The organism is Streptomyces malaysiensis subsp. malaysiensis, from assembly GCF_040653035.1.
In the GTDB taxonomy this organism is placed as follows: Bacteria; Actinomycetota; Actinomycetes; order Streptomycetales; family Streptomycetaceae; genus Streptomyces; species Streptomyces malaysiensis.
This window is the reverse complement of sequence record NZ_JBEZNG010000028.1, coordinates 1-19571: the sequence shown is the minus strand read 5'-3', so window position 1 is coordinate 19571 and position 19571 is coordinate 1. Positions and strand designations below refer to the sequence as shown.

Below are 19571 nucleotides of genomic sequence, written 5' to 3'. Positions count from 1 at the left end.
CCGGGGAGGGTTGGCGCAGCCCACCTCTGACCTCCAAGGACCCGTCTGATGAGTGCTCATCCGCTGCCCACCAGCACCCCCGCCGCCGAGGGCGTGGACGCGCGGGGCGTCCACGCCTTTCTCGACGCCGTCGAGAGCGCGCCGGACCTCGAGCCGCACAGTCTGATGATCCTGCGCCACGGCCGGCTCATCGCCTCCGGCTGGTGGGCGCCGTACACGGCCGAGCGGCCGCATCTGCTGTACTCCCTCAGCAAGAGCTTCACCTCCACCGCGGCGGGGCTGGCCGCCGCCGAGGGGCTGCTGAACCTCGACGATCCCGTGATCTCGTACTTCCCCGAGTTCGAGGCGGAGATCACCGACCCGCGCAGCCGCGCCATGCTCGTACGCCATGTCGCGTCCATGGCCAGCGGACATATCGAGGAGACCGTGGACCGGGCGTTCGGCCTGGACCCTGAGGAGCCGGTGCGCGGTTTCCTGCTGCTGCCGCCGGATCGCGAGCCCGGCACCGTCTTCGCGTACAACCAGCCCGCCACGTACACGCTCGCCGCGATCGTCCAGCGGGTGACCGGGCAGTCGCTGACGGAGTATCTGCGGCCGCGCGTCTTCGATCCGCTGGGCATCGGCGAGACGGCCTGGCTCCAGGTGCCGGCCGGGCGCGACCTCGGCTTCAGCGGGCTGTTCGCCACCACCGACGCGATCGCCCGGCTGGGGCTGCTGTATCTGCGGGGCGGCGAATGGGAGGGCGAGCGGCTGCTTCCCGCCTCCTGGGTGGACGAGGCGACGCGGCTGCGGATGCCGACCGAGGAGGCCATGGTCAACGGCGCGGGGCCGGACTGGCGGCGGGGGTACGGCTTCCAGTTCTGGATCTCCCGCCACGGGTACCGGGGCGACGGGGCGTACGGCCAGTTCTGCGTGGTGCTGCCCGAACACGATGTGGTGATCGCCACGACGGCGGACACGGAGCGGATGCAGGCGATCCTGGACGCGGTGTGGGAGCATCTGCTGCCCGCGTTCGGCGACGCGCCGCTCACCGGCCGCGAGGACGAGGACGCCGCGCTGGAGCGGCGGCTGTCCCGGCTCGCTCTGCCGCCCCTCGCGGCGAAGGCCGCGCCGCTGTCGGACCCCGGCGCGTGGTCGGGCGCGGAGTTCGCCCCCGAAGGCGGCGCTTGCCCGGATCAGCCGACCCTGACGGGGGTCACCGTGGCCGAGGACGGCTCCGGTGGGTGGAGCGTCTCACTGGCAGAGGAGGGGTCCCGGCTGGACCTGGGGTTCGACGCGGCGGGGTGGCGGGTCCACACCGGGCCCGAGGCACCCGTTCCCACGGCGGTGAGCGGGGGCTGGACGGACCCGGACACCCTGACCGTGGACGTGGCGTTCCTGGAGACCCCGCACCATCTGGTGGTCACCTGTTCCCTCGCGGAGCGTGTCTTCACCGCGCGGTGGCGCACGATGCCGCTGCACCGCGCACCGCTGCACGTCATGCGCGCGCCGCGGCCGCGTTGACCCGTTCCGTCCGTCCGACAAGGTGGGGCCCTGGTCCGGGCCGGGGCGCTCCCCGGCTCGGACCCTCTTGCCGACGGATCGCGGAACGAGGCCGAGCTGCGCGAGAGCGACGCGCCGGGCATGGACGAGGGCCTGGGCATACGGAGGGATGGGCCGGGCCAGCGGCCGCATCCGGCGGCGGGCGGGACGTCCGGGGGCACGATGTGGCTGCTGCGGCCCGACGGCGTCCTCGACCGGCCGGACCACCCCCTGTTCATGGACGCGCGGCGGGCGGGCCGGGAGAGACCCGGCGCCGCCGTGATCGTGGACCTCTCACAGGTCCGGGAGATCACGGCGGACGTGGTACGGGGGCTGCTGCTCTGAGACCCGCACCAACGCGCCCTGGGCGCGGCTCCCCGGCCGTCGTCCCCGGTAAGTCCTCACCCGTCTCTTGAGAGTCCTCCCGAGGGGTACTCGCCAGGGCTGTGACAGCGCTGCTCGGGGCCCGGCGTCGGGAGGACGACTATGGCTGCACCGGCCGCGACCCGCTCCGGCGGCATCCACGCACAGCCGTGGCTCGGCATCTACCTCAACGACCACCTGGCCGCCGCCGCGGCAGGGGTCGGGGTGGCCCGCCGGATGGCCCGGAAGCACCGGCACTCGGCCTACGGCGGCGAGCTGGCGAGGCTCACCACGGAGTTCGTCCAGGACCGCAGGTCACTGCTGTGGTGCATGGTCTCGCTCGGCATCCCCGTCCGCCACACCAAGCTCCGTGCGGCGCTGACGGCCGAGCGCGCCGTACGGCTGCCATCGCGCGGCCGGCGGCAGCGCACCGGGGTGAACACACTGGTGGGGCTGGAGGCGCTCCGGATGGGTGTGGAGGGCAAGGCGCTGCTGTGGCGCTCACTGCTCGCCGTGGCCGTCCATGACACCCGGCTCCAGACGGGCCGCCTCTCCGAGCTGCTGGAGCGGGCCGGGAACCAGCTCACCACCTTGGACTCGCTGCACTCCCGGACCACCTCGGCACTGATCTCACCCGAGGACCCGGCGTAGCCGGACGTGGCGGCGTTTCCTCGGCGCCCGGCCGAGCGCCCCGCCGCCCCGCCGCCCCGATCCCCATGTGATGTACGTCCAACGGAAGGCCGTACATGGCCCCGGGCCATTCGGGTACACGGCTGGCGTCACCCCGTCGGCTGAGAAAGGACCACTGCCGTGCTGATGGCCCACCCGGTCGTACTTCAGAACCTCATCGAGCAGTACGAGACGCTGCGGATGCTGCACGCCGAATCGGGCGGCACCGAGGTACGACAGCGGATGGACGACCTCGCCTACACCCTGTGCGTCTCCACCGGTACCAGGGATGTGGACGCCGCCCTCATCGCCGCCCGGCACCAGCTGCCGGGCGCCCGCGTCGAGGACGACTCGGCGCTCGCCGCCGGGGCGGGCACACCGGGCGGCTGAGCCCGCCGCGCCGCCCGCGGTGAAGGCGCCCCCGCCGGATCAGCCCTCGACCCCCCGTGCCATCTCGGAGAGGTCCATGGTCTGGTTCGCCGGCGGCGCCTTCACCGTGACCGGCTCATTGAGTCCGGAGAAGGTGATGGTCATGTCGAGCGGGCCCTTGTCCCCGTCGCCGCGCATGCGGAACCGCTTGGTGTGGCCGTCCCCGTCGATCCACATGTCCATGGACAGCCGGTCGACCCCCATCTCCTCGTACGCCTTGAGGCTCTTCTCGCGGCGCTCGCGGCTCGCCGCGTCCTCGTCCTTCAGGCTCGCGCGCATCTGGTCGAGGGTGATGGTGCCCCGGTAGTGCGTGGTCCGCACCCCGTCGATGGTCTCCTCGCCGACCCGCTTCACATCGTCGGCGCCGGAGAGGAAGGCCGAGTCGTCGGCCGGGTTCTTCTCGGCCTGGCGGGAGAGCGAACCGCCGCCCAGCGCACCGGTCGCCTTCCCGCCCAGCGCCGAGAGGTCCAGCTTCAGCCAGCTCTTGCCCTTCAGCTCGGCGGCGGCCTCCTTGCCCCCGTCGAGGTACATCACCCCGTCGAGCAGCCGGATCTCCACCGCCGCGTCGGTGCCCTGGCCGACCGCGCGCATCGTCATCCGGACCGCGACCGGCTCGGTGCTCATCGCGGCCTCGCCCTCGATCCGCCCGTCCTCGGGGGTGCGTCCGCTCATCCGGTAGCGGAACGAGGTGAGCTTCTCGCCCTTCTTGGCGGCCGCGCGCACGGCCGCCGCCGGGGCCATCCGCACCTGCTCCGAGGACTTCTCCCCCGCCTGGCCCGCCGGCTTCCCGTCCGCCCCGGACGACCCGCAGCCGACCGCACCACCGCAGAGCAGCACGGCGGCGAGAACGGCACCGGCCGCACGGGCACCCTTGCCATGTCCCCCATATACGACCATGGCCATATACCCCACCCCTTGCAGAACTTCTGTTCGTTTCGCTGTGATCCGGGACAGTACCAGCAGCGAACGACAACCGGCTCCCGACGGCCGTGCGCAGGCCCTGCGACGTACCCGGGGCGAGGGAATGACGGCTGAGGCCGCCCGCCGTCGGACGGCTTCGCGACAGCAACCGCCGCCGCCCAACTCCAAGGTGGCAGCTGCCGCCGGACGCCTTCACTACAATTGCGGAGCAACGAAGCCGTGCTCCCGCGAAGGCTGAAGGCTGCCCTCCATGCATACCCAGCACCCACGTGACGCCGGTCCCCTGGCCGCGCTGAGCCCCGCGGAATCGGCCCGTCTCATGGCGGTGATCCGCGAGGCGACGCTGAGCCGGGGACGGCTTCCGCTGCCCACCCGCCCGGTGATCGGCGCGTCCTGGGACCGGATGCTGCGCCTGGGCCTCGACCCGGATCACGGCCGCGCCCCGCGCCCGTTGGGCCTGGACGAACTGGAGCTGCGGCGGCGGCAGACCCGGCTGGCCGAGGTGCTGCCCACGCTGCGCAACGGACTGCTGGAGACGGCCGAGGCGGCCGGCCACATCATGATCATCGCCGATGCCGAGGGCCGGATCCTGTGGATCGACGGCCATCGGGGCGTGCGCCGGCAGGCCGATGGCATCGCGCTGGTGGAGGGTTCGCACTGGGCCGAGGACATCGCCGGGACCAGCGGAATCGGCACCGCGCTCGCGGTGAAGTCGCCCGTGCGGGTGCACTCGGCGGAGCACTTCGTGAGCGCCTTCCACACCTGGAGCTGTGCCGCCGCCCCCGTCCATGACGCACGGGACGGACGGCTGCTGGGCATCGTCGACGTCAGCGGCCCCGCCGGGACCGCCCATCCGACGGTGCTCTCCCTGGTCACCGCGACCGCCCGGTGGGCCGAGGGCGAACTGCGCCTCGCCCACAGCCGGGAGCTGGAGGGCCTGCGCGCGATCGCCGCCCCGCTCCTGGCGCGGATCCACGGCAAAGCCGTCGTGGTCGATCAGCACGGCTGGATCGCCGGGGTCACCGGGGTGACCCCGCGCGAGCGGCGGCTGTTGCTGCCGAAGGCGCCGTACGACGGGCCGGTCTGGCTGCCGGCGCTCGGCGCGTGCGCGGTGGAGCCGCTGCCCGGCGGCCATCTGCTGCGGGTGCTGGACGGCGAGACCGCCGACGGGGGCGGTCCGGCCGGCTGGGGCGATCTGCTGCTGGACGTACGCCATCCGCACCGCTGGGCCCTGACCTTCTCCGGCCCCTCGGGCACCTGGACGCATCAACTCAGCGCCCGCCAGGCCGAGGTGCTGCTGGTGCTCGCCGCGCACCCCGAGGGGCGCACCGCGGCGCAACTCGCCCAGGACCTGTTCGGGGACCCGACGCGGACGGTGACCGTGCGGGCCGCGATGTCCCGGCTGCGCGGGCGCGTAGGGGCGGTGCTGGCGCACCGCCCCTACCGGATAGCCGACAGCGTCCGCATCGACGTGGCCGCCCCGGACCGCCCCGCCGACCTGCTCCCCTTCAGCTCGGCCCCGGCCGTCTCCCACCTGCGCGGGCGGCATCCTTTCTGAGGCTCGGTCCTCCCCCGGTCACCGCCGGGAGGCACCCCCGGCCGGTCGGACCGAGTACCCGGAAGCGCATCGAGCCCGAAAAGGTGGATGTCAGCTGCGGCCCGCGACCTCCTCCGGGCGCAGCACCCGGGCCAGGCGGTCGGCGGGCAGCAGGCCCTTTTCCAGGACGAGTTCGGCCACGCCGCGGCCGGTGGCGAGCGCCTCCTTGGCGATGCTGGTGGCCGCGCTGTAGCCGATGTGCGGGTTGAGCGCGGTGACCAGGCCGATGGAGTTCTCCACGGAGGTGCGCAGCCGCTCGGTGTTGGCCGTGATGCCCGCGACGCACCGCTCGGCCAGCACCAGGCAGGCGGCGCGCAGATGGGTGACGCTCTCCGAGAGGGAGTGCAGGATGATCGGCTCGAAGGCGTTGAGCTGGAGCTGTCCGGCCTCGGCGGCCATCGTGATGGCGACGTCGTTGCCGATCACCTCGAAGGCGACCTGGTTGACCACCTCGGGGATCACCGGGTTGACCTTGCCGGGCATGATGCTCGAACCGGCCTGCACCGGGGGCAGGTTGATCTCGTTGAGCCCGGCCCGCGGACCCGAGGAGAGCAGCCGCAGGTCGTTGCAGCTCTTGGAGAGCTTGACGGCGATGCGCTTGAGGACGCCCGACAGATGGACGAAGGCGCCGCAGTCCTGCGTGGCCTCGACCAGGTTGGCGGCGGTGACCAGCGGCAGGCCGGTGATGGCCGCGAGGTGGCGGCGGGCGGCCTCGGCATAGCCCTTCGGGGCGTTGAGGCCGGTGCCGATGGCGGTCGCGCCGAGGTTGATCTCATGCACCAGCTCGGCCGCCTCCAGCAGCCGACTCTGGTCCTCCTCCAGCATCACGGCGTACGCCGAGAACTCCTGGCCCAGCGTCATGGGCACCGCGTCCTGGAGCTGGGTGCGCCCCATCTTGAGGACGTCGCGGAACTCCTCGGCCTTGGCGGCGAACGCCTGGCGCAGCGTCTCCATGGCCGCGTGGAGCCCGCGGACGGCGATGATCGTGGAGACCTTGACGGCGGTCGGGTAGACGTCGTTGGTGGACTGGCTGAGGTTGACGTCCTCGTTGGGGTGGAGGTGGGCGTAGTCGCCCTTCTCATGGCCGAGGAGTTCCAGCGCCCGGTTGGCGATCACCTCGTTGGCGTTCATATTGGTCGAGGTCCCGGCGCCGCCCTGGATCACATCGACGATGAACTGGTCGTGCAGGGCGCCCCGGCGTATCTCCTGGCAGGCGGCGGCGATGGCGTCGGCCTTCGGCGAGCCGAGCAGCCCGAGGTCCTCGTTGGCGCGGGCGGCGGCCTCCTTGACCGCGGCCAGGGCGCCGATCAGGTGCGGATAGGCGGAGATGGAGGTGCCGGTGATGGGGAAGTTCTCGCCGGCGCGCAGGGTGTGGATGCCCCAGTAGGCGTCGGCGGGGACGTCGCGGTCACCGAGCAGATCGTGTTCGCGGCGATGAGCGGTGGCAGTCATGGCGTGGGGTCTTCCTCGGTTCTTCGGTGCGGGTGGGAGGGGCGGGCGGCGAGTGGGGCCAGGGCGTCGGTGGGGTGCACACCGCCGATGGCGGCCCCACCGCCGTACACCGGCGTGGTGGCGAACTCGGCGAGCACACCGGGGTCGATCCCGCAGTGGGCGAGGGCCGCGGCGGTCACCGGCATCCGGGCGCGGTCCGCACCGTCGGCGATCTTCACGGCGACGGCCCGGCCGTCGGGCAGCGCCGCGATCTGGACGCCCTCGAAGCCGTCCTTGGCGATCATGCCTGGTACGGCGCGCATCAGCCTCGCCACGTCCCGGTCGGGGCCGGAGGCCATGTCCGGGTGGGCGCGCAGGGCGGCCGCGACCCGGCCCTCGGGGGTGTCCATGGCGCCGGATGCGATCCGGGCGGCGGCCGTCGCGAGGCCGCGCAGGGAGACGGAGAACAGCGGCGCGCCGCAGCCGTCGACCGAGACCCGGGCGACGCGCTGCCCGGTGAGGTCTTCCACGGTGTCGGCGATCAGCCGCTGGAGCGGATGGCCGGGGTCGAGGTAGTCCTCCAGCGACCAGCCGCGCAGCCGGGCGGTGAGCAGCATCGCGGCGTGCTTGCCGGAGCAGTTCTGGGCGAGCCGGGTGGGCTCGCCGCCGTCGCGCAGCCATGCGTCGCGCTCGGCGGCGCCGTACGGCAGATCCGGGGTGTTGCGCAGATCGGCCTCGGTGAGCCCGGCCCGGTCGAGGATGCGGCGCGCTCCGTCCAGATGGCGCCGCTGGCCGGAGTGGCTGGCGGCGGTGAGCGACAACAGCTCCCCGTCCAGCGGCAGCCCGGCCCGCAGCAGGCCGACGGCCTGGACGGGCTTGAGCGCGGAGCGCGGGTAGCAGGCCACGTCGATGTCGCCGGCCTGGAACTGGACCCGGCCGTCTGCGGCCAGGACGACGGCCGAGCCGTGGTGGACGCCTTCGATGGCCCCGCCGCGTACGACATGGGCGAGCGGCACATGGCGGGGTTCGCGGAGGGCGGGTGGCTCGGCCGGGGTGCGGCGGGGCGCGTCGTCGGTCCGTCCGAGGGGGCTGTTCATGGTGGTGCTCTCGTGGTCGGAAGTGTTCACGGGGTGGGATTCCTCCAGGAGGTGGTGGAGGGGGAAGGCGGCCGGGGGGTGGCCTCGGCCGCGGAGAAACGATTCCTCAGTATGCGTTCGGCGGGGCACCTCGTAAGCGCCGGGTGGGGCCCCGCACATGCTCGCGGGGGCCGCCCTCGTATGTGCTCAGCGGGGGTCCCTCATCCGGCCGCGGGCCGCGTACCAGCCGATGACCAGCGCCGCCAGGATCGCCGGAAGCGCCATGATGGTGAGTCGGCTGGGTCCGCCGTCCGCCCACATCAGGACCAGGACCGAGGCGAGGAAGCCCAGGGTGACGATCTCGGTGTACGGGGAGCCGGGAAGCCGGTAGCCGGGGCGGGTGACCCGGCCCTCCTGGGCGCGGCGCCAGAACAGCAGATGACAGAGCATGATCATGGCCCAGGTCGAGAGGATGCCGATCGCGGCGAAGTTGAGCACGATCTCGAACGCCTTGCTCGGCACCACATAGTTGAGGCCCACGCCCAGCACACAGAAGAAGGAGGTGAGGAGGATGCCTCCGTAGGGCACATGGGTACGGCTCATGGCGCCGGTGAACTTGGGCGCGGAGCCGGACATCGCCATCGAGCGCAGGATCCGGCCGGTGGAGTAGAGACCGGAGTTGAGGCTGGACATCGCGGCGGTGAGCACGACGAGGTTCATCACCCCGCCGGCCGCGGGGACGCCGATCTTGGACAGCACGGTGACGAACGGGCTCTGGTCGCCCGAGTAGGAGTCGGAGGGCAGCAGCATCGAGAGCAGCACCACGGAGCCGACGTAGAACAGGGCCACGCGCCACATGATGGAGTTGATCGCCTTGGGCATGATCTTCTCGGGGTTCTCGGTCTCGCCCGCGGCCACGCCGACCAGTTCCACCGAGGCGTAGGCGAAGACGACGCCCTGGATGACCAGCAGCATCGGCAGCGCACCGTGCGGGAAGACACCGCCGTGGTCGGTGATCAGGCTGGGGCCGGTGTCGGTGCCGGCCACCTGCTCGCGGGTGACCAGCAGGAAGATGCCGATCGCCATGAAGACGACGAGCGCGCCGACCTTGATGATCGCGAACCAGAACTCCAGCTCGCCGAAGATCTTCACCGAGATCAGGTTGACCGTGAGCACCACGGCCAGCGCGATCAGGGCGATCACCCACTGCGGGATCTCGGTGAACATCCCCCAGTAGTGGGTGTAGGTGGCCACGGCCGTGATGTCGGCGACCCCGGTGGTGGCCCAGTTCAGGAAGTACATCCAGCCCGCGACGAAGGCGCCCCTCTCGCCGAGGAACTCACGGGCGTAGGAGACGAACGCTCCGGAGGAGGGCCGGTACAGCACCAGCTCGCCCAGGGCACGCACCACCAGGAAGGCGAAGATGCCGCAGACCGCGTACGCCACCGCCAGCGAGGGCCCGGCGTCCTTGAGCCGCCCGCCGGCGCCGAGGAAGAGGCCGGTGCCGATGGCCCCGCCGATGGCGATCATGTTGACGTGCCGGGCCTTGAGGGACTTGCTGTAACCGGCGTCGCCCGCGTCCACATGCGCGGGAGTCCCGGCCTGGTGCTGTTGGCGATCTTCTTGCCGGAGGGACTGCTCGCTCACGCCTGCTGTCCGCCTTCTGTCGGTGCTGTCGTCCGGTCATCCGCCGTGGCGGGCCGCACGATGGAGGTCAGGGTGGTCTCCACGCGCTCGAGGTGGTGGGTCATCGCCTCCACCGCGTCGTGCTCGGACCCGTCGGCGAGCGCCTCGACGATCGCCCGGTGTTCTCGGTTCGACTGCTCACGGCGGCCGCCGAGTTCATTGAGAAATGCCGACTGCCGGGCCAGGGCATCGCGGATCTCCTCGATGACCCGCCGGAAGACCGGGTTCCGGGCCGCCTGGGCGACGGCGAGATGGAACAGCGTGTCCATCGCCACCCATGCGGTGGTGTCGGTCTCCCGCTCCATCCGCTCCAGCAGATGGGACAGGTGGTCGAGGTCCTCGGCGGAGCGGCGCAGCGCCGCGTAGCCCGCCACCGGGATCTCGATGTGGTGGCGCACCTCCAGGAGGTCGCTTGCGGCGTAGTCGCCGAAGGTGGGGTCCTCCACCGGCCCGCTGGAGATGACGAAGGTGCCCTTACCGGTGCGCGAGGCGGTCAGCCCCATGGTCTGCAAGGCCCTGAGGGCCTCGCGGAGCACCGGTCGGCTGACCTCCAGGCGGCGGCAGAGCTCGGCCTCGGAGGGGAGTTTGTCCCCCACCGCGTAGTCGCCGCGCTCGATCGCTTCCCGGAGGTGGGTGAGAACCGCTTCCATCGCGCTGACGCGGCGAGGGAGGTTGGACCCGGATCCACCTGTCTGGCTGTCTGACAAGTTCACGCGGAGATCCTCAGGCGTACACCGGAGGGTTGTCAAGGGCCGGCTTTCCCCTCCCTAGCAGCCCTTCTGTGTTGGTATGGGGTATTCATCCCGAGCGCCGGAGACCGCATGCACCACCGCCTCGCCACCGCCACCGCCGCCCTCCTCCTGCTCTGCGGCCCGGCCGCCGCGGGCTGTGGCGGCGAGACGGAGGCGCGCGAGGTCGGTGTGGTGCTGCCGCTGCTGACCTCGCCCTTCTGGGAGGCGTACAACAACGACATCCCGAAGGAGGCCCGTAAGGCGGGCGTAGAGGTGCTGCCGACGGTCAACTCCGAAGGCGACCCGGGCAAACAGATCACCGATATCAACAATCTGCTGGCCCAGGACGTCAAGGGCCTGGTGGTCTCCCCCATCGACTCCGTCGCCGTCGGCCCCGGGCTGAGCGCCGCCCGGCGCGCCCATGTGCCGGTCGTCGCCGTCGATGTGGCGCCCGAACGGGGCAAGGTGGCCATCGTGGTCCGGGCCGACAACCGCGCGTACGGCGTCAAGGCGTGCCACGGCCTCGGCCGGGCCGTGCGGCGGGGCACGGTGGTGCAGATCCAGGGCGATCTGGCCTCGGTCAACGGCCGGGACCGCACGGTCGCCTTCGACCACTGCATGGCGCGGCGCTACCCGGACATCAAGGTCCTGAACATCCCGGCGAACTGGCAGGCGGAGAGGGCGGCGGCCGGTCTGGAGGCCCTCTACACCGCCCACCCCGACATCAAGGGCATCTACCTCCAGGCCGGCGGCGTCTATCTGGCGCCCACCCTGCGCACCCTCCAGCGCCACCACTCCCTGGTCCCAGTGGGCCACCGCGGCCACATCACCATCGTCTCCATCGACGGCACCCCGCAGGAGCTGGACGCGATCCGTGAGGGGCTCATCGACGCCACCGTCTCCCAGCCGGCGAACCTTTACGCCGCCTACGCCATGCGCTACATCAAGCAGGCCATGGCCGGGAAGCGCTTCACGGCGGGGCCGAGCGGCCATGGCAGCACGATCGTCCGGCTGCGCGGCGGCTATCTGGAGGACCAGCTGCCGGCCCCGCTGGTGACCCGGGCCAATGTCGATGACCGCTCCCTGTGGGGCAACCGGGCATGACCGAGGAGCCGCCCCGCCGGCCGCGGCCGCGGTGACCGGCGGGATCGTTCTCGTGGCGCCCGTCATCGCACGGCTCATCACCGGGGAGGCCCAGGAGTCATATTATTAAGGAAAATGTATCCGCAGATGGGACGGGTGCGATGGCCATCCCCCCGGGAATCGCGCCGACCGAGACGCATGTCCCGTTCGACATGGCGGATGCGGCCTCGGCGCTGATCGACGCCACGGGGACCATCATCGGCTGGACCCCGGCGGCGGAGAGACTCCTCGGCTATCCGGCGGCGGAGGTGATGAAGCAGCCGGGCAGGATGCTGCTGGCGGCGCCGGAGGACGCGGTGCAGGCCGAGGCGATCGGCTCATGGTGCCGGGCGCACCAGGGCTGGGGCGGCCTGGGCCGGCTCCGGCACCGGGACGGCCGCCGGATCGAGGTGGGGCTGCGGATCTCCGCGATGTGCGACGCGGGCGACGACCGCTCCTGGCTGGTCTCCGGGATCGATGTGGGCTCCATCCCGACCTGGGCGCTCAGCGGCTCGCTGCTCCAGGCGTTCCTCACCCGGTCGCCGGTCGGGATGTCCGTGCTCAGCCCGGATCTGCGGTATGTGTGGAGCAACGACACGCTGGAGCGCTACGGCGGCTTGCCCCGCGAGGAGCGGATCGGGCGCCGGATGGCGGACTGCCTGCCCGGGCTGGACACCGAGGCGCTCGAAGCACAGATGCGGCAGGTGTTGAGGACCGGCGAGCCGGTGATCGACTACGAGTACCGGGGCTGGACGATGGCCGCGCCCCACCGCGAGCACGCGTACTCGACCTCGTTCTTCCGTCTGGACAACGCCGAGGGGCGTCCGGTGGCCGTGTGCAACATGGTCATCGACATCACCGACCGCTGGCGGGCCCGGGAGCGGCTGGCCCTGCTCAACGAGGCCGGCGCACACATCGGCAGCACCCTGGACGTGATGCGCACCGCCCAGGAGCTGGCCGACTTCGCGGTGCCGCGGCTCGCCGACTTCGTCACCGTCGATCTGCTGGACTCCGTACTGCGCGGCGAGGAGCCCCTGGAGGCCCCCGGCGAGACCCTGCCCACCTTCCGCCGCGCCGGTCAGACATCGGTCCGGGAGGGGTGCCCGGAGTCGATCGCGGCGCTCGGGGACACCGTCGCCGTCTCCCCCACCTCCCCCCTCGCCTGCTGCTTCTTCTCCGGCGAGGCCCTGCTCGACCCCCTGATGGACCGCTCCATGAGCACCTGGTCGGGGGAGGATCCGGCACGGGCGGCGAAGGTGCGCGAGTTCGGGATGCGCTCGCTGATGGTGGCGCCGATCGGGGCGCGCGGCGCCCTCCTTGGGGTGGCCTCGTTCGTCCGCTCCCGGCATCCGGAACCGTTCGAGGAGGACGATCTGCTGCTCGCGGAGGAGCTGGTCGCACGGGCCGCGCTGAACATCGACAACGCCCGCCGCTTCAGCCGTGAACACGCCGCCGCGCTGGCCCTCCAGCGCAGTCTGCTGCCGCACGCCCTGAGCGGCGGCCGGGCCGTCGAGGTGGCCTCGCGCTACCTCCCCACGGACGCGCGCAACGGGGTCGGCGGCGACTGGTTCGATGTGATCCCGCTGTCCGGTGCCCGGGTGGCGCTGGTGGTCGGCGATGTGGTCGGGCACGGCCTCAACGCCGCCGCCACCATGGGCCGGTTGCGGACCGCCGTGCACACCCTCGCCGATATGGACCTGCCGCCCGAGGAGCTGCTGGCCCACCTCGACGACCTGGTCATCCGGCTCACCGAGGAGGAGACCGGGCAGGAGGGCGTGGCGGCCGCGGTGCTGGGCGCCACCTGTCTGTACGCGATCTACGACCCGGTCACCCAGCGGTGCACGATGGCGCGGGCGGGGCACCCGACCCCGGCGATCGTGGACCCCTCGGGCGAGGTCTCCTTCCCCGCGCTGCCCGCCGGTCCCCCGCTGGGCCTCGGGTCGCTGCCGTTCGAGTCGGCGGAGCTGGAGCTGCCCGCCGGAAGCCTGATCGCCCTCTACACCGACGGGCTCATCGAGACCTGCGACCAGGACATCGACATCGGCCTCGGCCGGCTGAGCAACGCCCTCGGCCAGGCCGTGCTGCCGCTGGAGGAGCTCTGCTCCACGGTGATCGACACCCTGCTGACCTGTCCGCAGACCGACGATGTGGCCCTGCTGCTGGCCCGTACGCGCGGTCTGGGCACCGGACATGTCGCCTCCTGGGACCTGCCCTCCGATCCGGCCGTCGTGGCCAGCGCCCGCTCGCTGGTGATCCGCCAGCTCGCCGAGTGGGGGCTGGACGAGCTGATGACCACCACGGAACTGATCGCCAGCGAGCTGGTCACCAACGCCATCCGCCATGGCACCGGCCCCATCCGGCTGCGGCTGATCCGGCATGACGTGCTGATCTGCGAGGTGGCCGACACCAGCAACACCTCACCGCGGCTGCGCCACGCCCGCACCACCGACGAGGGCGGCCGCGGGCTGTTCCTCGTCGCCCAGCTGACCCGCCGCTGGGGCACCCGCTACACCGAGGGCGGCAAGCTCATCTGGGCCGAACAAGACCTCCCGGAATCGGCATGAAGCACGCGACGGCGCACCCCCGCCCTGTTCATGATCGGCTGACTCCCGCACACTGGCCCTGTGCCGACAGGAGGGGAGAATCCGAGGTGCGGAGGCGGGGCGGCGGCGAGGACGTCTGGGGGCGGCGGCTCGCCTCCCCGTGGTGGCGCGGGGCGATGGCGCTGCTCGCGGGAGCGCTGCCCGCGCCGGCCTTTCCCGCGCCCTCGCTGTGGTGGTGGGCGTATGTCGCGCTGGTGCCCTGGCTGCTGCTGATGCGCGCGGCGCCCACCGGCCGCCGGGCGATGCTGGACGGCTGGCTGGGCGGCGCGGGGTTCCTGCTCGCGGCGCACCACTGGCTGATGCCGAGCCTGCATGTCTTCATCGTGATACTGGCGCTGCTGCTGGGGCTGTTGTGGGTGCCCTGGGGGTGGCTGACACACCGGCTGCTGCACGGCCGCCCGGGTCCCGGGCAGGTGGCGGCGGCGCTGGTGCTGCTGCCGTCCGTATGGCTGATGGCCGAGCTGGTCCGGTCCTGGCAGTACCTCGGCGGACCCTGGGGGCTGTTGGGCGCGAGCCAGTGGCAGGTGGCGCCCGCGCTGCGGCTGGCCTCGGTGGGCGGGGTGTGGCTGCTCGGCTTTCTGCTGGTCGTGGTGAATGTCGCGGTGACCGTGCTGATCGCGGTGGCCCGGGCCCGTACGGTGGCGCTGGCCGGGCTCACCGCGTGCGGCGCGGCGGCGGCCGGGGTGTGGGCCTGGGTGCCAACGGCCAAGGAACCCGGGACGGTACGGATCGCGGTGGTGCAGCCGGGGGTCATCCAGGGGCCGGGGCCGCGCTTCGAGCGCAGCGCGGAGCTGACCCGGCAGCTGGCCGACCGCCATGTCGACCTGGTGGTGTGGGGCGAGAGCAGCGTGGCCCAGGATCTGACCACCCATCCGGAGGTGGGCCGGCGGCTGGCCGCGCTGTCCCGGACGGCCGGCGCGGATCTGCTGGTCAACGTGGACGCGCGGCGCGGCGATATGCCCGGGATCTACAAGAGTTCGGTGCTGATCGGGCCGAACGGCCCGACGGGCCAGCGCTACGACAAGATGCGGCTGGTCCCCTTCGGGGAGTACATCCCGGCCCGGCCGCTGCTGGGCTGGGCCACCTCGGTGGGCAAGGCGGCCGGTGAGGACCGCCACCGGGGCACCGAGCCGGTGGTGATGAAGCTGCCGGATTCCCTGCGGATCGGGCCGCTGGTGTGCTTCGAGTCGGCGTTCCCGGACATGAGCCGGAACCTGGTGCGGGACGGGGCGCAGGTGCTCGTCGTCCAGTCCTCGACCTCGACCTTCCAGAAGAGCTGGGCGCCCGCGCAGCACGCCTCGCTGGCCGCGCTGCGCTCCGCCGAGACCTGGCGGCCGATGGTGCACGCCACGCTGACCGGGGAGAGCGCGGTGTTCGGGCCGCGCGGCGAACCGGTGGGTTCCCGGATGTCCACCAGCACCAGCGCGGCCACCGTCTACACGGTGCCGCTGGGGCAGGGCACGAGCCCGTATGTGCGGATCGGGCCCTGGCCGGTGTACGGGGCGATGGCGGCGCTGGCCGTCTACTGCGCGGCCGAGGGGGGCCGGGCGCTCAGACGGCGGACGGACCGGCCATCGGACCGGCCGCCTGACCAGCCGTCGGACCGGCGGCCGGATCAGCGGACTCCAGGGCGTCCCTGACGACCCGTTCGCACAGCTCATGGGTGCGCAGCGCGTCCTCTGCATCGATCCGCCGCCCGGAGCGCACCGCGTCCAGGAAGGCGTCGGTCATCTGCTCGATCCCGCGCTGCCGCGCCACCGGCACCCAGTCGCCCCGGCGGCGCACACTCGGCTGGCCCTTGTGGTCGACCACCTCGGCGAGGTTGAGCACCTGCCGCTTGGTGTCCTGACCGGAGACCTCCAGGACCTCCTCGGTGGAGCCGCTCATCCGGTTCATCACACCGAGCGCGGTGAACCCGTCCCCGGACAGCTCCAGCACCACATGGTGTATCAGCCCGCCGCGGATCCTGGCCCGCACACCGATGTGGTCCACCGGGCCGGGCGCGAGGAAACGCAGCGTGTCGACCACGTGGATGAAGTCGTCCAGGACCATGGTGCGCGGGTCCTCGGGGAGGCCGACGCGGTTCTTCTGAAGCAGGATCAGATCGCGCGGATGGTCCAGGCACTGCGCGTAGCCGGGCGCGTAACGCCGGTTGAAGCCGACCATCAGGCTCACCCCGCGCTCCTCGGCGAGCCGTACGACCCGCTCGCTGTCGGCGAGGTGGTACGCGAGCGGCTTGTCGACGAAGGTGGGCACCCCGGCCTCGATCAGCCGGGTGACGAGGTCGGCGTGGACCTCGGTCGGGGCGTGTACGAAGGCCGCGTCGAGCCCGGCCGCGAGCAGCGAGTCGAGGTCGGCGTGGCGCTGCGCGTCCGGGACGCGATGGGTGTCGGCGACCCGCTGGAGGGTGGCGGGGGTGCGGGTGTGCAGATGCGGCTCCAGGCCGGCGCGGGCCATGAGCACGGGCAGATACGCCTTCTGCGCGATGTCGCCGAGCCCGACGCAGCCGACCCTCATGTGTTCTCCCCGGTTCCCTCGGTCATGCCTTCCGCTGTGCCCCCCGAAGGATACGTGCGGGTGGGCGGGCGCCAGTCCGCTATGCCGTCGAAGGCGCGCAGGGCCAGACCGGGCACGAGGCGGCCGACGGCGGCCATCGCGGCGTCGCGGAGGGCGACGGCGGGGGCGCCGGTGAGGGTGATCATGCGGGCGGTGCGCGCCGAGCGCCGCACCACGTCCATCGTCCGGGGCAGCCGGTCGCGGGTGTAGGCGCCCAGGGCGGCGGAGGGGTCGGCCGTGCCGGGGGCCAGATGGTGGGCGAGGACGACGGCGTCCTCGATGGCCTGGTTGCCGCCCTGCCCCATCGTCGGGGCCATCGCATGGGCGGCGTCGCCGAGGAGGGCGACCCGGCCCCGGTGATAGGCGGGCAGGGGCTCGGCCATGTACCGGATGTCATGGCGCAGCACGTCCTGGGGCGCGACGGCGGCGAGGATGTCGGGGACGGGCCGGTGCCAGTCGCCGTAGAGCCGCAGCAGTTCGGACCTCTCGTCGTCGGGGGCCCGGCCGCCGGGCGGGGCGACCGCCGCCGCATAGGCGTAGACCCGGCCGTCCTTGAGCGGCTGGGTGCCCCAGATCCGGCCCCTCCCCCAGGTCTCATGGGGCTCGAACGGCCGGTCGGGGGCGGGGATGACGACACGCCAGGTGGTGAATCCGGCGTAGCGGGGCCCGGGGTGGTCCGGGAAGAGCGTGCGGCGGACGGCCGAGTCGATGCCGTCGGCGCCGATGACGAGGTCCGCCTCGTACGCGCCGTCCTCGGTGGTGACCCGGGCCGGGCGGCCGGCGGCGCCGGGGTCGGCCAGCCGGGCGGCGGTCCCGGTGCGGACCACGCCCTCGGGCAGCCGGGAGACGAGCAGGTCGACGAGGGTGGCCCGGTGGAGGAGGACCAGCGGGCCGCCGAACCGCTCGGCCGTCGCGGCGCTGTCCAGCCGGGAGAGCCAGCGGCCGCCGGGGGTGCGCAGCCCGCCGCCGCCCTGCCAGGCGGCGAGCGCGCGGACGTCGTCGCCGAGGTCGATGGCGTCCAGCGCACGCTGGGAGTTGGGGGCGAGGGAGATTCCGGCGCCCACGGGCTCGAGGCGGGCGGCCCGCTCCAGGACGGTGATGGACCAGCCGCGGCGGTGCAGGGCCGCGGCGGCGGTGAGCCCACCGACTCCGGCACCGATGACGACGGCATGAGGCTGCTGCATGACTCCTCCAAGCCAACTACAGGTGTAGTACTCATGATGTTACTACATCTGTAGTGCGGGTGGCGGATGGGCTTAGGTTGGGCCCATGACCGATGATCGAACCGCCGCCTCCGCGTCCGCCGCGCCCGGCTCCGCGTCCGCGTCCTCCGCGCCCTCGGCGGCCTCCGCCTCGCGCGCCGAGCTGATCGCCGACATCGCCCTGGCGCTGCTGGCCGAGCGCGGGATGCGGGGGCTGACGCACCGCGCGGTGGACGAGGCGGCCGGGCTGCCGCTCGGCTCGACCTCCAACCACGCCCGGACCCGCGCCGCCCTGCTCAAGGCGGCGGTCCGGCGGCTGGCCCAGCGGGAGGCGGAGGTGCTGGCACCCGACGAGATGCCACGCCCGGCCGGCGCGCCACCGGACGAGGCCGATCCGGTCGCGGGGCCGGCCGACGCGCTCTCGCTCGCCCTGCACCGCTCGCTCACCACCCAGCGCGATCTGCTGATCGCCCGCTACGAGCTCGCGCTGGAGGCGACCCGCCGCCCCGAGCTGCGCGAGTTCTACGACGCGACGGGGCGTGGCTTCCGGGAGCCGCTGGAGGCGATGATGACGGCGCTGGGCTCCACCGAGCCCCGGCGGCACGCGCGGTCGCTGGTCGCCTGGTGCGAGGGGCTGATGTTCAGCTGCGTCGCGGGCGCCGACCACGACGCCGCACCCGACCGCGCGGCACTGCGCACCGGCTTCGAGGAACTGCTGCGCGGAATGCTGGACGGATGACGCGCGGCCGGGCCGGGTGGGCGGATGGCGCGCGGCGGACCGGGAGCCTCACGACACGCCGCGGACCGGGAGCCGGACCACACACCCCGGACAGGGAGCCGGACCACACACCGCGGGCCGGGTGGACGGATAACACGTGGCGGGCGGGGAGACCGGACCGTCATCATGACCGCCATGACGAGCACAGAACGCACCGACGCACCCCGCACCGCCGATGAACGCACCAGCCTGGAGGGGTGGCTGGACTTCCACCGCGCGACCCTCGCCCTCAAATGCGAGGGGCTGGACGACAGACAGCTGCGCGAGGCGTCGGCACCGCCGTCCGAGCTGACCCTGCTCGGGCTCGTACGGCATATGGCGGAGGTCGAGCGGGGCTGGTTCCGGCGGGCGCTGGCCCAGGAGGACACGCCGCCGATCTGGTACGGCGAGGAGGACCCGGACGGGGATTTCCACTTCACCGACGCGGACACCACCGAGGACGCCTTCGCCATCTGGCGGGAAGAGATCGCCAAGGCCAAGGAGGCCGCCGCGGGCCGCTCACTGGACGATGTCATCACCCGCCCCGGCCGCGGCGACTACAACCTGCGTTGGATCTATCTGCACATGATCGAGGAGTACGCCCGCCACAACGGCCACGCCGACCTCATACGCGAACGGATCGACGGCGTCATCGGCGACTAAGCGGCCTCGATGAAGTCCGGTGCGGTTCGGGTGCGCCCCGAAGGGGCGCGGGGCTGTGTCGATATGCGGCTCCGCCGCGCGGGCGCGACCAGCCACGACACAGCCGCGGATGAACGACCGCACCGCGCGGCACTTCCCGCGGAGCGCTCAGGGGTCCTTGCACTATGAGCGCCCGATGAGGTCGCGTGGTCTGGTGCCGTGCATCGCAAGGCGCCGGAGAGCCCTCGTAGCGGAGCTACTAGGG

Annotated in this window: 17 protein-coding genes; 10 read left to right on the top strand and 7 right to left on the bottom strand. The window is 72.6% G+C overall.

The window, feature by feature from the left end:
* Nucleotides 1–48: 48 nt before the first annotated feature.
* The 4 genes from AB0E24_RS37500 to AB0E24_RS37485 all read left to right on the top strand — a co-directional run bounded on the left by AB0E24_RS37500 (nt 49) and on the right by AB0E24_RS37485 (nt 2943).
* Nucleotides 49–1503: a serine hydrolase domain-containing protein gene (locus AB0E24_RS37500; protein WP_100808142.1), complete on the top strand. Its 1455-nt coding sequence runs from the start codon at nt 49–51 to the stop codon at nt 1501–1503.
* 120 nt (nt 1504–1623) lie between these two features.
* Nucleotides 1624–1866, top strand: coding sequence for a hypothetical protein (locus AB0E24_RS37495; RefSeq protein ID WP_359383999.1), 243 nt, complete (start codon nt 1624–1626; stop codon nt 1864–1866).
* 141 nt (nt 1867–2007) lie between these two features.
* On the top strand, nt 2008–2535 hold the full coding sequence (locus tag AB0E24_RS37490) for a hypothetical protein (protein ID WP_069873803.1): 528 nt from the start codon (nt 2008–2010) through the stop codon (nt 2533–2535).
* A 159-nt stretch (nt 2536–2694) separates the two neighbouring features.
* On the top strand, nt 2695–2943 hold the full coding sequence (locus tag AB0E24_RS37485; protein WP_069873801.1) for a DUF5133 domain-containing protein: 249 nt from the start codon (nt 2695–2697) through the stop codon (nt 2941–2943).
* 39 nt (nt 2944–2982) lie between these two features.
* Here AB0E24_RS37485 and AB0E24_RS37480 read toward each other — a convergent pair whose 3' ends face one another.
* Nucleotides 2983–3885: an SCO4651 family lipoprotein gene (locus tag AB0E24_RS37480; RefSeq protein WP_206331576.1), complete on the bottom strand. Its 903-nt coding sequence runs from the start codon at nt 3883–3885 to the stop codon at nt 2983–2985.
* Between the two features lie 268 nt (nt 3886–4153).
* Between AB0E24_RS37480 and AB0E24_RS37475 the strand changes: the two genes are divergently transcribed.
* Nucleotides 4154–5461: a GAF domain-containing protein gene (locus tag AB0E24_RS37475; RefSeq protein WP_174884679.1), complete on the top strand. Its 1308-nt coding sequence runs from the start codon at nt 4154–4156 to the stop codon at nt 5459–5461.
* 90 nt (nt 5462–5551) lie between these two features.
* Here AB0E24_RS37475 and aspA read toward each other — a convergent pair whose 3' ends face one another.
* The 4 genes from aspA to AB0E24_RS37455 all read right to left on the bottom strand — a co-directional run bounded on the left by aspA (nt 5552) and on the right by AB0E24_RS37455 (nt 10406).
* Nucleotides 5552–6952 carry an aspartate ammonia-lyase gene (gene aspA, locus AB0E24_RS37470; RefSeq protein WP_099012684.1) on the bottom strand — a complete coding sequence of 467 codons (1401 nt, stop codon included), beginning with the start codon at nt 6950–6952 and terminating at the stop codon, nt 5552–5554.
* Nucleotides 6949–8028 carry an asparaginase gene (locus AB0E24_RS37465; RefSeq protein ID WP_359384101.1) on the bottom strand — a complete coding sequence of 360 codons (1080 nt, stop codon included), beginning with the start codon at nt 8026–8028 and terminating at the stop codon, nt 6949–6951. The genes aspA and AB0E24_RS37465 overlap by 4 nt, the downstream gene beginning before the upstream one ends.
* Nucleotides 8029–8214: 186 nt before the next feature.
* Nucleotides 8215–9654 (bottom strand): amino acid permease, encoded by a 1440-nt coding sequence (locus tag AB0E24_RS37460; RefSeq protein ID WP_359383994.1) that lies wholly within the window; start codon nt 9652–9654, stop codon nt 8215–8217.
* Complete coding sequence (locus AB0E24_RS37455) at nt 9651–10406, bottom strand: FadR/GntR family transcriptional regulator (RefSeq protein WP_079153759.1); 756 nt, start codon at nt 10404–10406, stop codon at nt 9651–9653. The genes AB0E24_RS37460 and AB0E24_RS37455 overlap by 4 nt, the downstream gene beginning before the upstream one ends.
* Before the next feature lie 108 nt (nt 10407–10514).
* Here AB0E24_RS37455 and AB0E24_RS37450 point away from each other — a divergent pair, with 108 nt between their 5' ends.
* The 3 genes from AB0E24_RS37450 (at nt 10515) to lnt (ending at nt 15789) form a co-directional block, all read left to right on the top strand.
* Nucleotides 10515–11528, top strand: a complete 1014-nt coding sequence (locus AB0E24_RS37450; RefSeq protein WP_359383989.1) for a sugar ABC transporter substrate-binding protein — start codon at nt 10515–10517, stop codon at nt 11526–11528.
* Nucleotides 11529–11668: 140 nt separating this feature from the next.
* Nucleotides 11669–14110: a SpoIIE family protein phosphatase gene (locus tag AB0E24_RS37445; RefSeq protein WP_232637437.1), complete on the top strand. Its 2442-nt coding sequence runs from the start codon at nt 11669–11671 to the stop codon at nt 14108–14110.
* 155 nt (nt 14111–14265) lie between these two features.
* The gene (gene lnt / locus AB0E24_RS37440) at nt 14266–15789 is read left to right on the top strand and encodes an apolipoprotein N-acyltransferase (RefSeq protein WP_359384098.1); all 1524 of its coding nucleotides are present in this window, start codon (nt 14266–14268) and stop codon (nt 15787–15789) included.
* On the opposite strand, the gene AB0E24_RS37435 is transcribed toward lnt, so the two are convergent.
* Both AB0E24_RS37435 and AB0E24_RS37430 read right to left on the bottom strand, forming a co-directional pair.
* Nucleotides 15701–16666, bottom strand: a complete 966-nt coding sequence (locus AB0E24_RS37435) for a Gfo/Idh/MocA family protein (protein WP_359383984.1) — start codon at nt 16664–16666, stop codon at nt 15701–15703. The two genes, lnt and AB0E24_RS37435, sit on opposite strands and share 89 nt — an antisense overlap.
* The gene (locus tag AB0E24_RS37430; protein ID WP_359383981.1) at nt 16663–17889 is read right to left on the bottom strand and encodes an FAD-dependent monooxygenase; all 1227 of its coding nucleotides are present in this window, start codon (nt 17887–17889) and stop codon (nt 16663–16665) included. Before AB0E24_RS37430 ends, AB0E24_RS37435 begins: the two co-directional genes overlap by 4 nt.
* An 85-nt stretch (nt 17890–17974) precedes the next feature.
* On the opposite strand from AB0E24_RS37430, the gene AB0E24_RS37425 reads away from it, so the two are divergent.
* Nucleotides 17975–18646, top strand: a complete 672-nt coding sequence (locus AB0E24_RS37425) for a TetR/AcrR family transcriptional regulator (RefSeq protein ID WP_359383978.1) — start codon at nt 17975–17977, stop codon at nt 18644–18646.
* Between the two features lie 174 nt (nt 18647–18820).
* A complete protein-coding gene (locus AB0E24_RS37420) occupies nt 18821–19327 on the top strand; it encodes a DinB family protein (RefSeq protein ID WP_069873869.1) in 507 nt (168 codons plus the stop codon).
* Nucleotides 19328–19571: the final 244 nt, after the last annotated feature.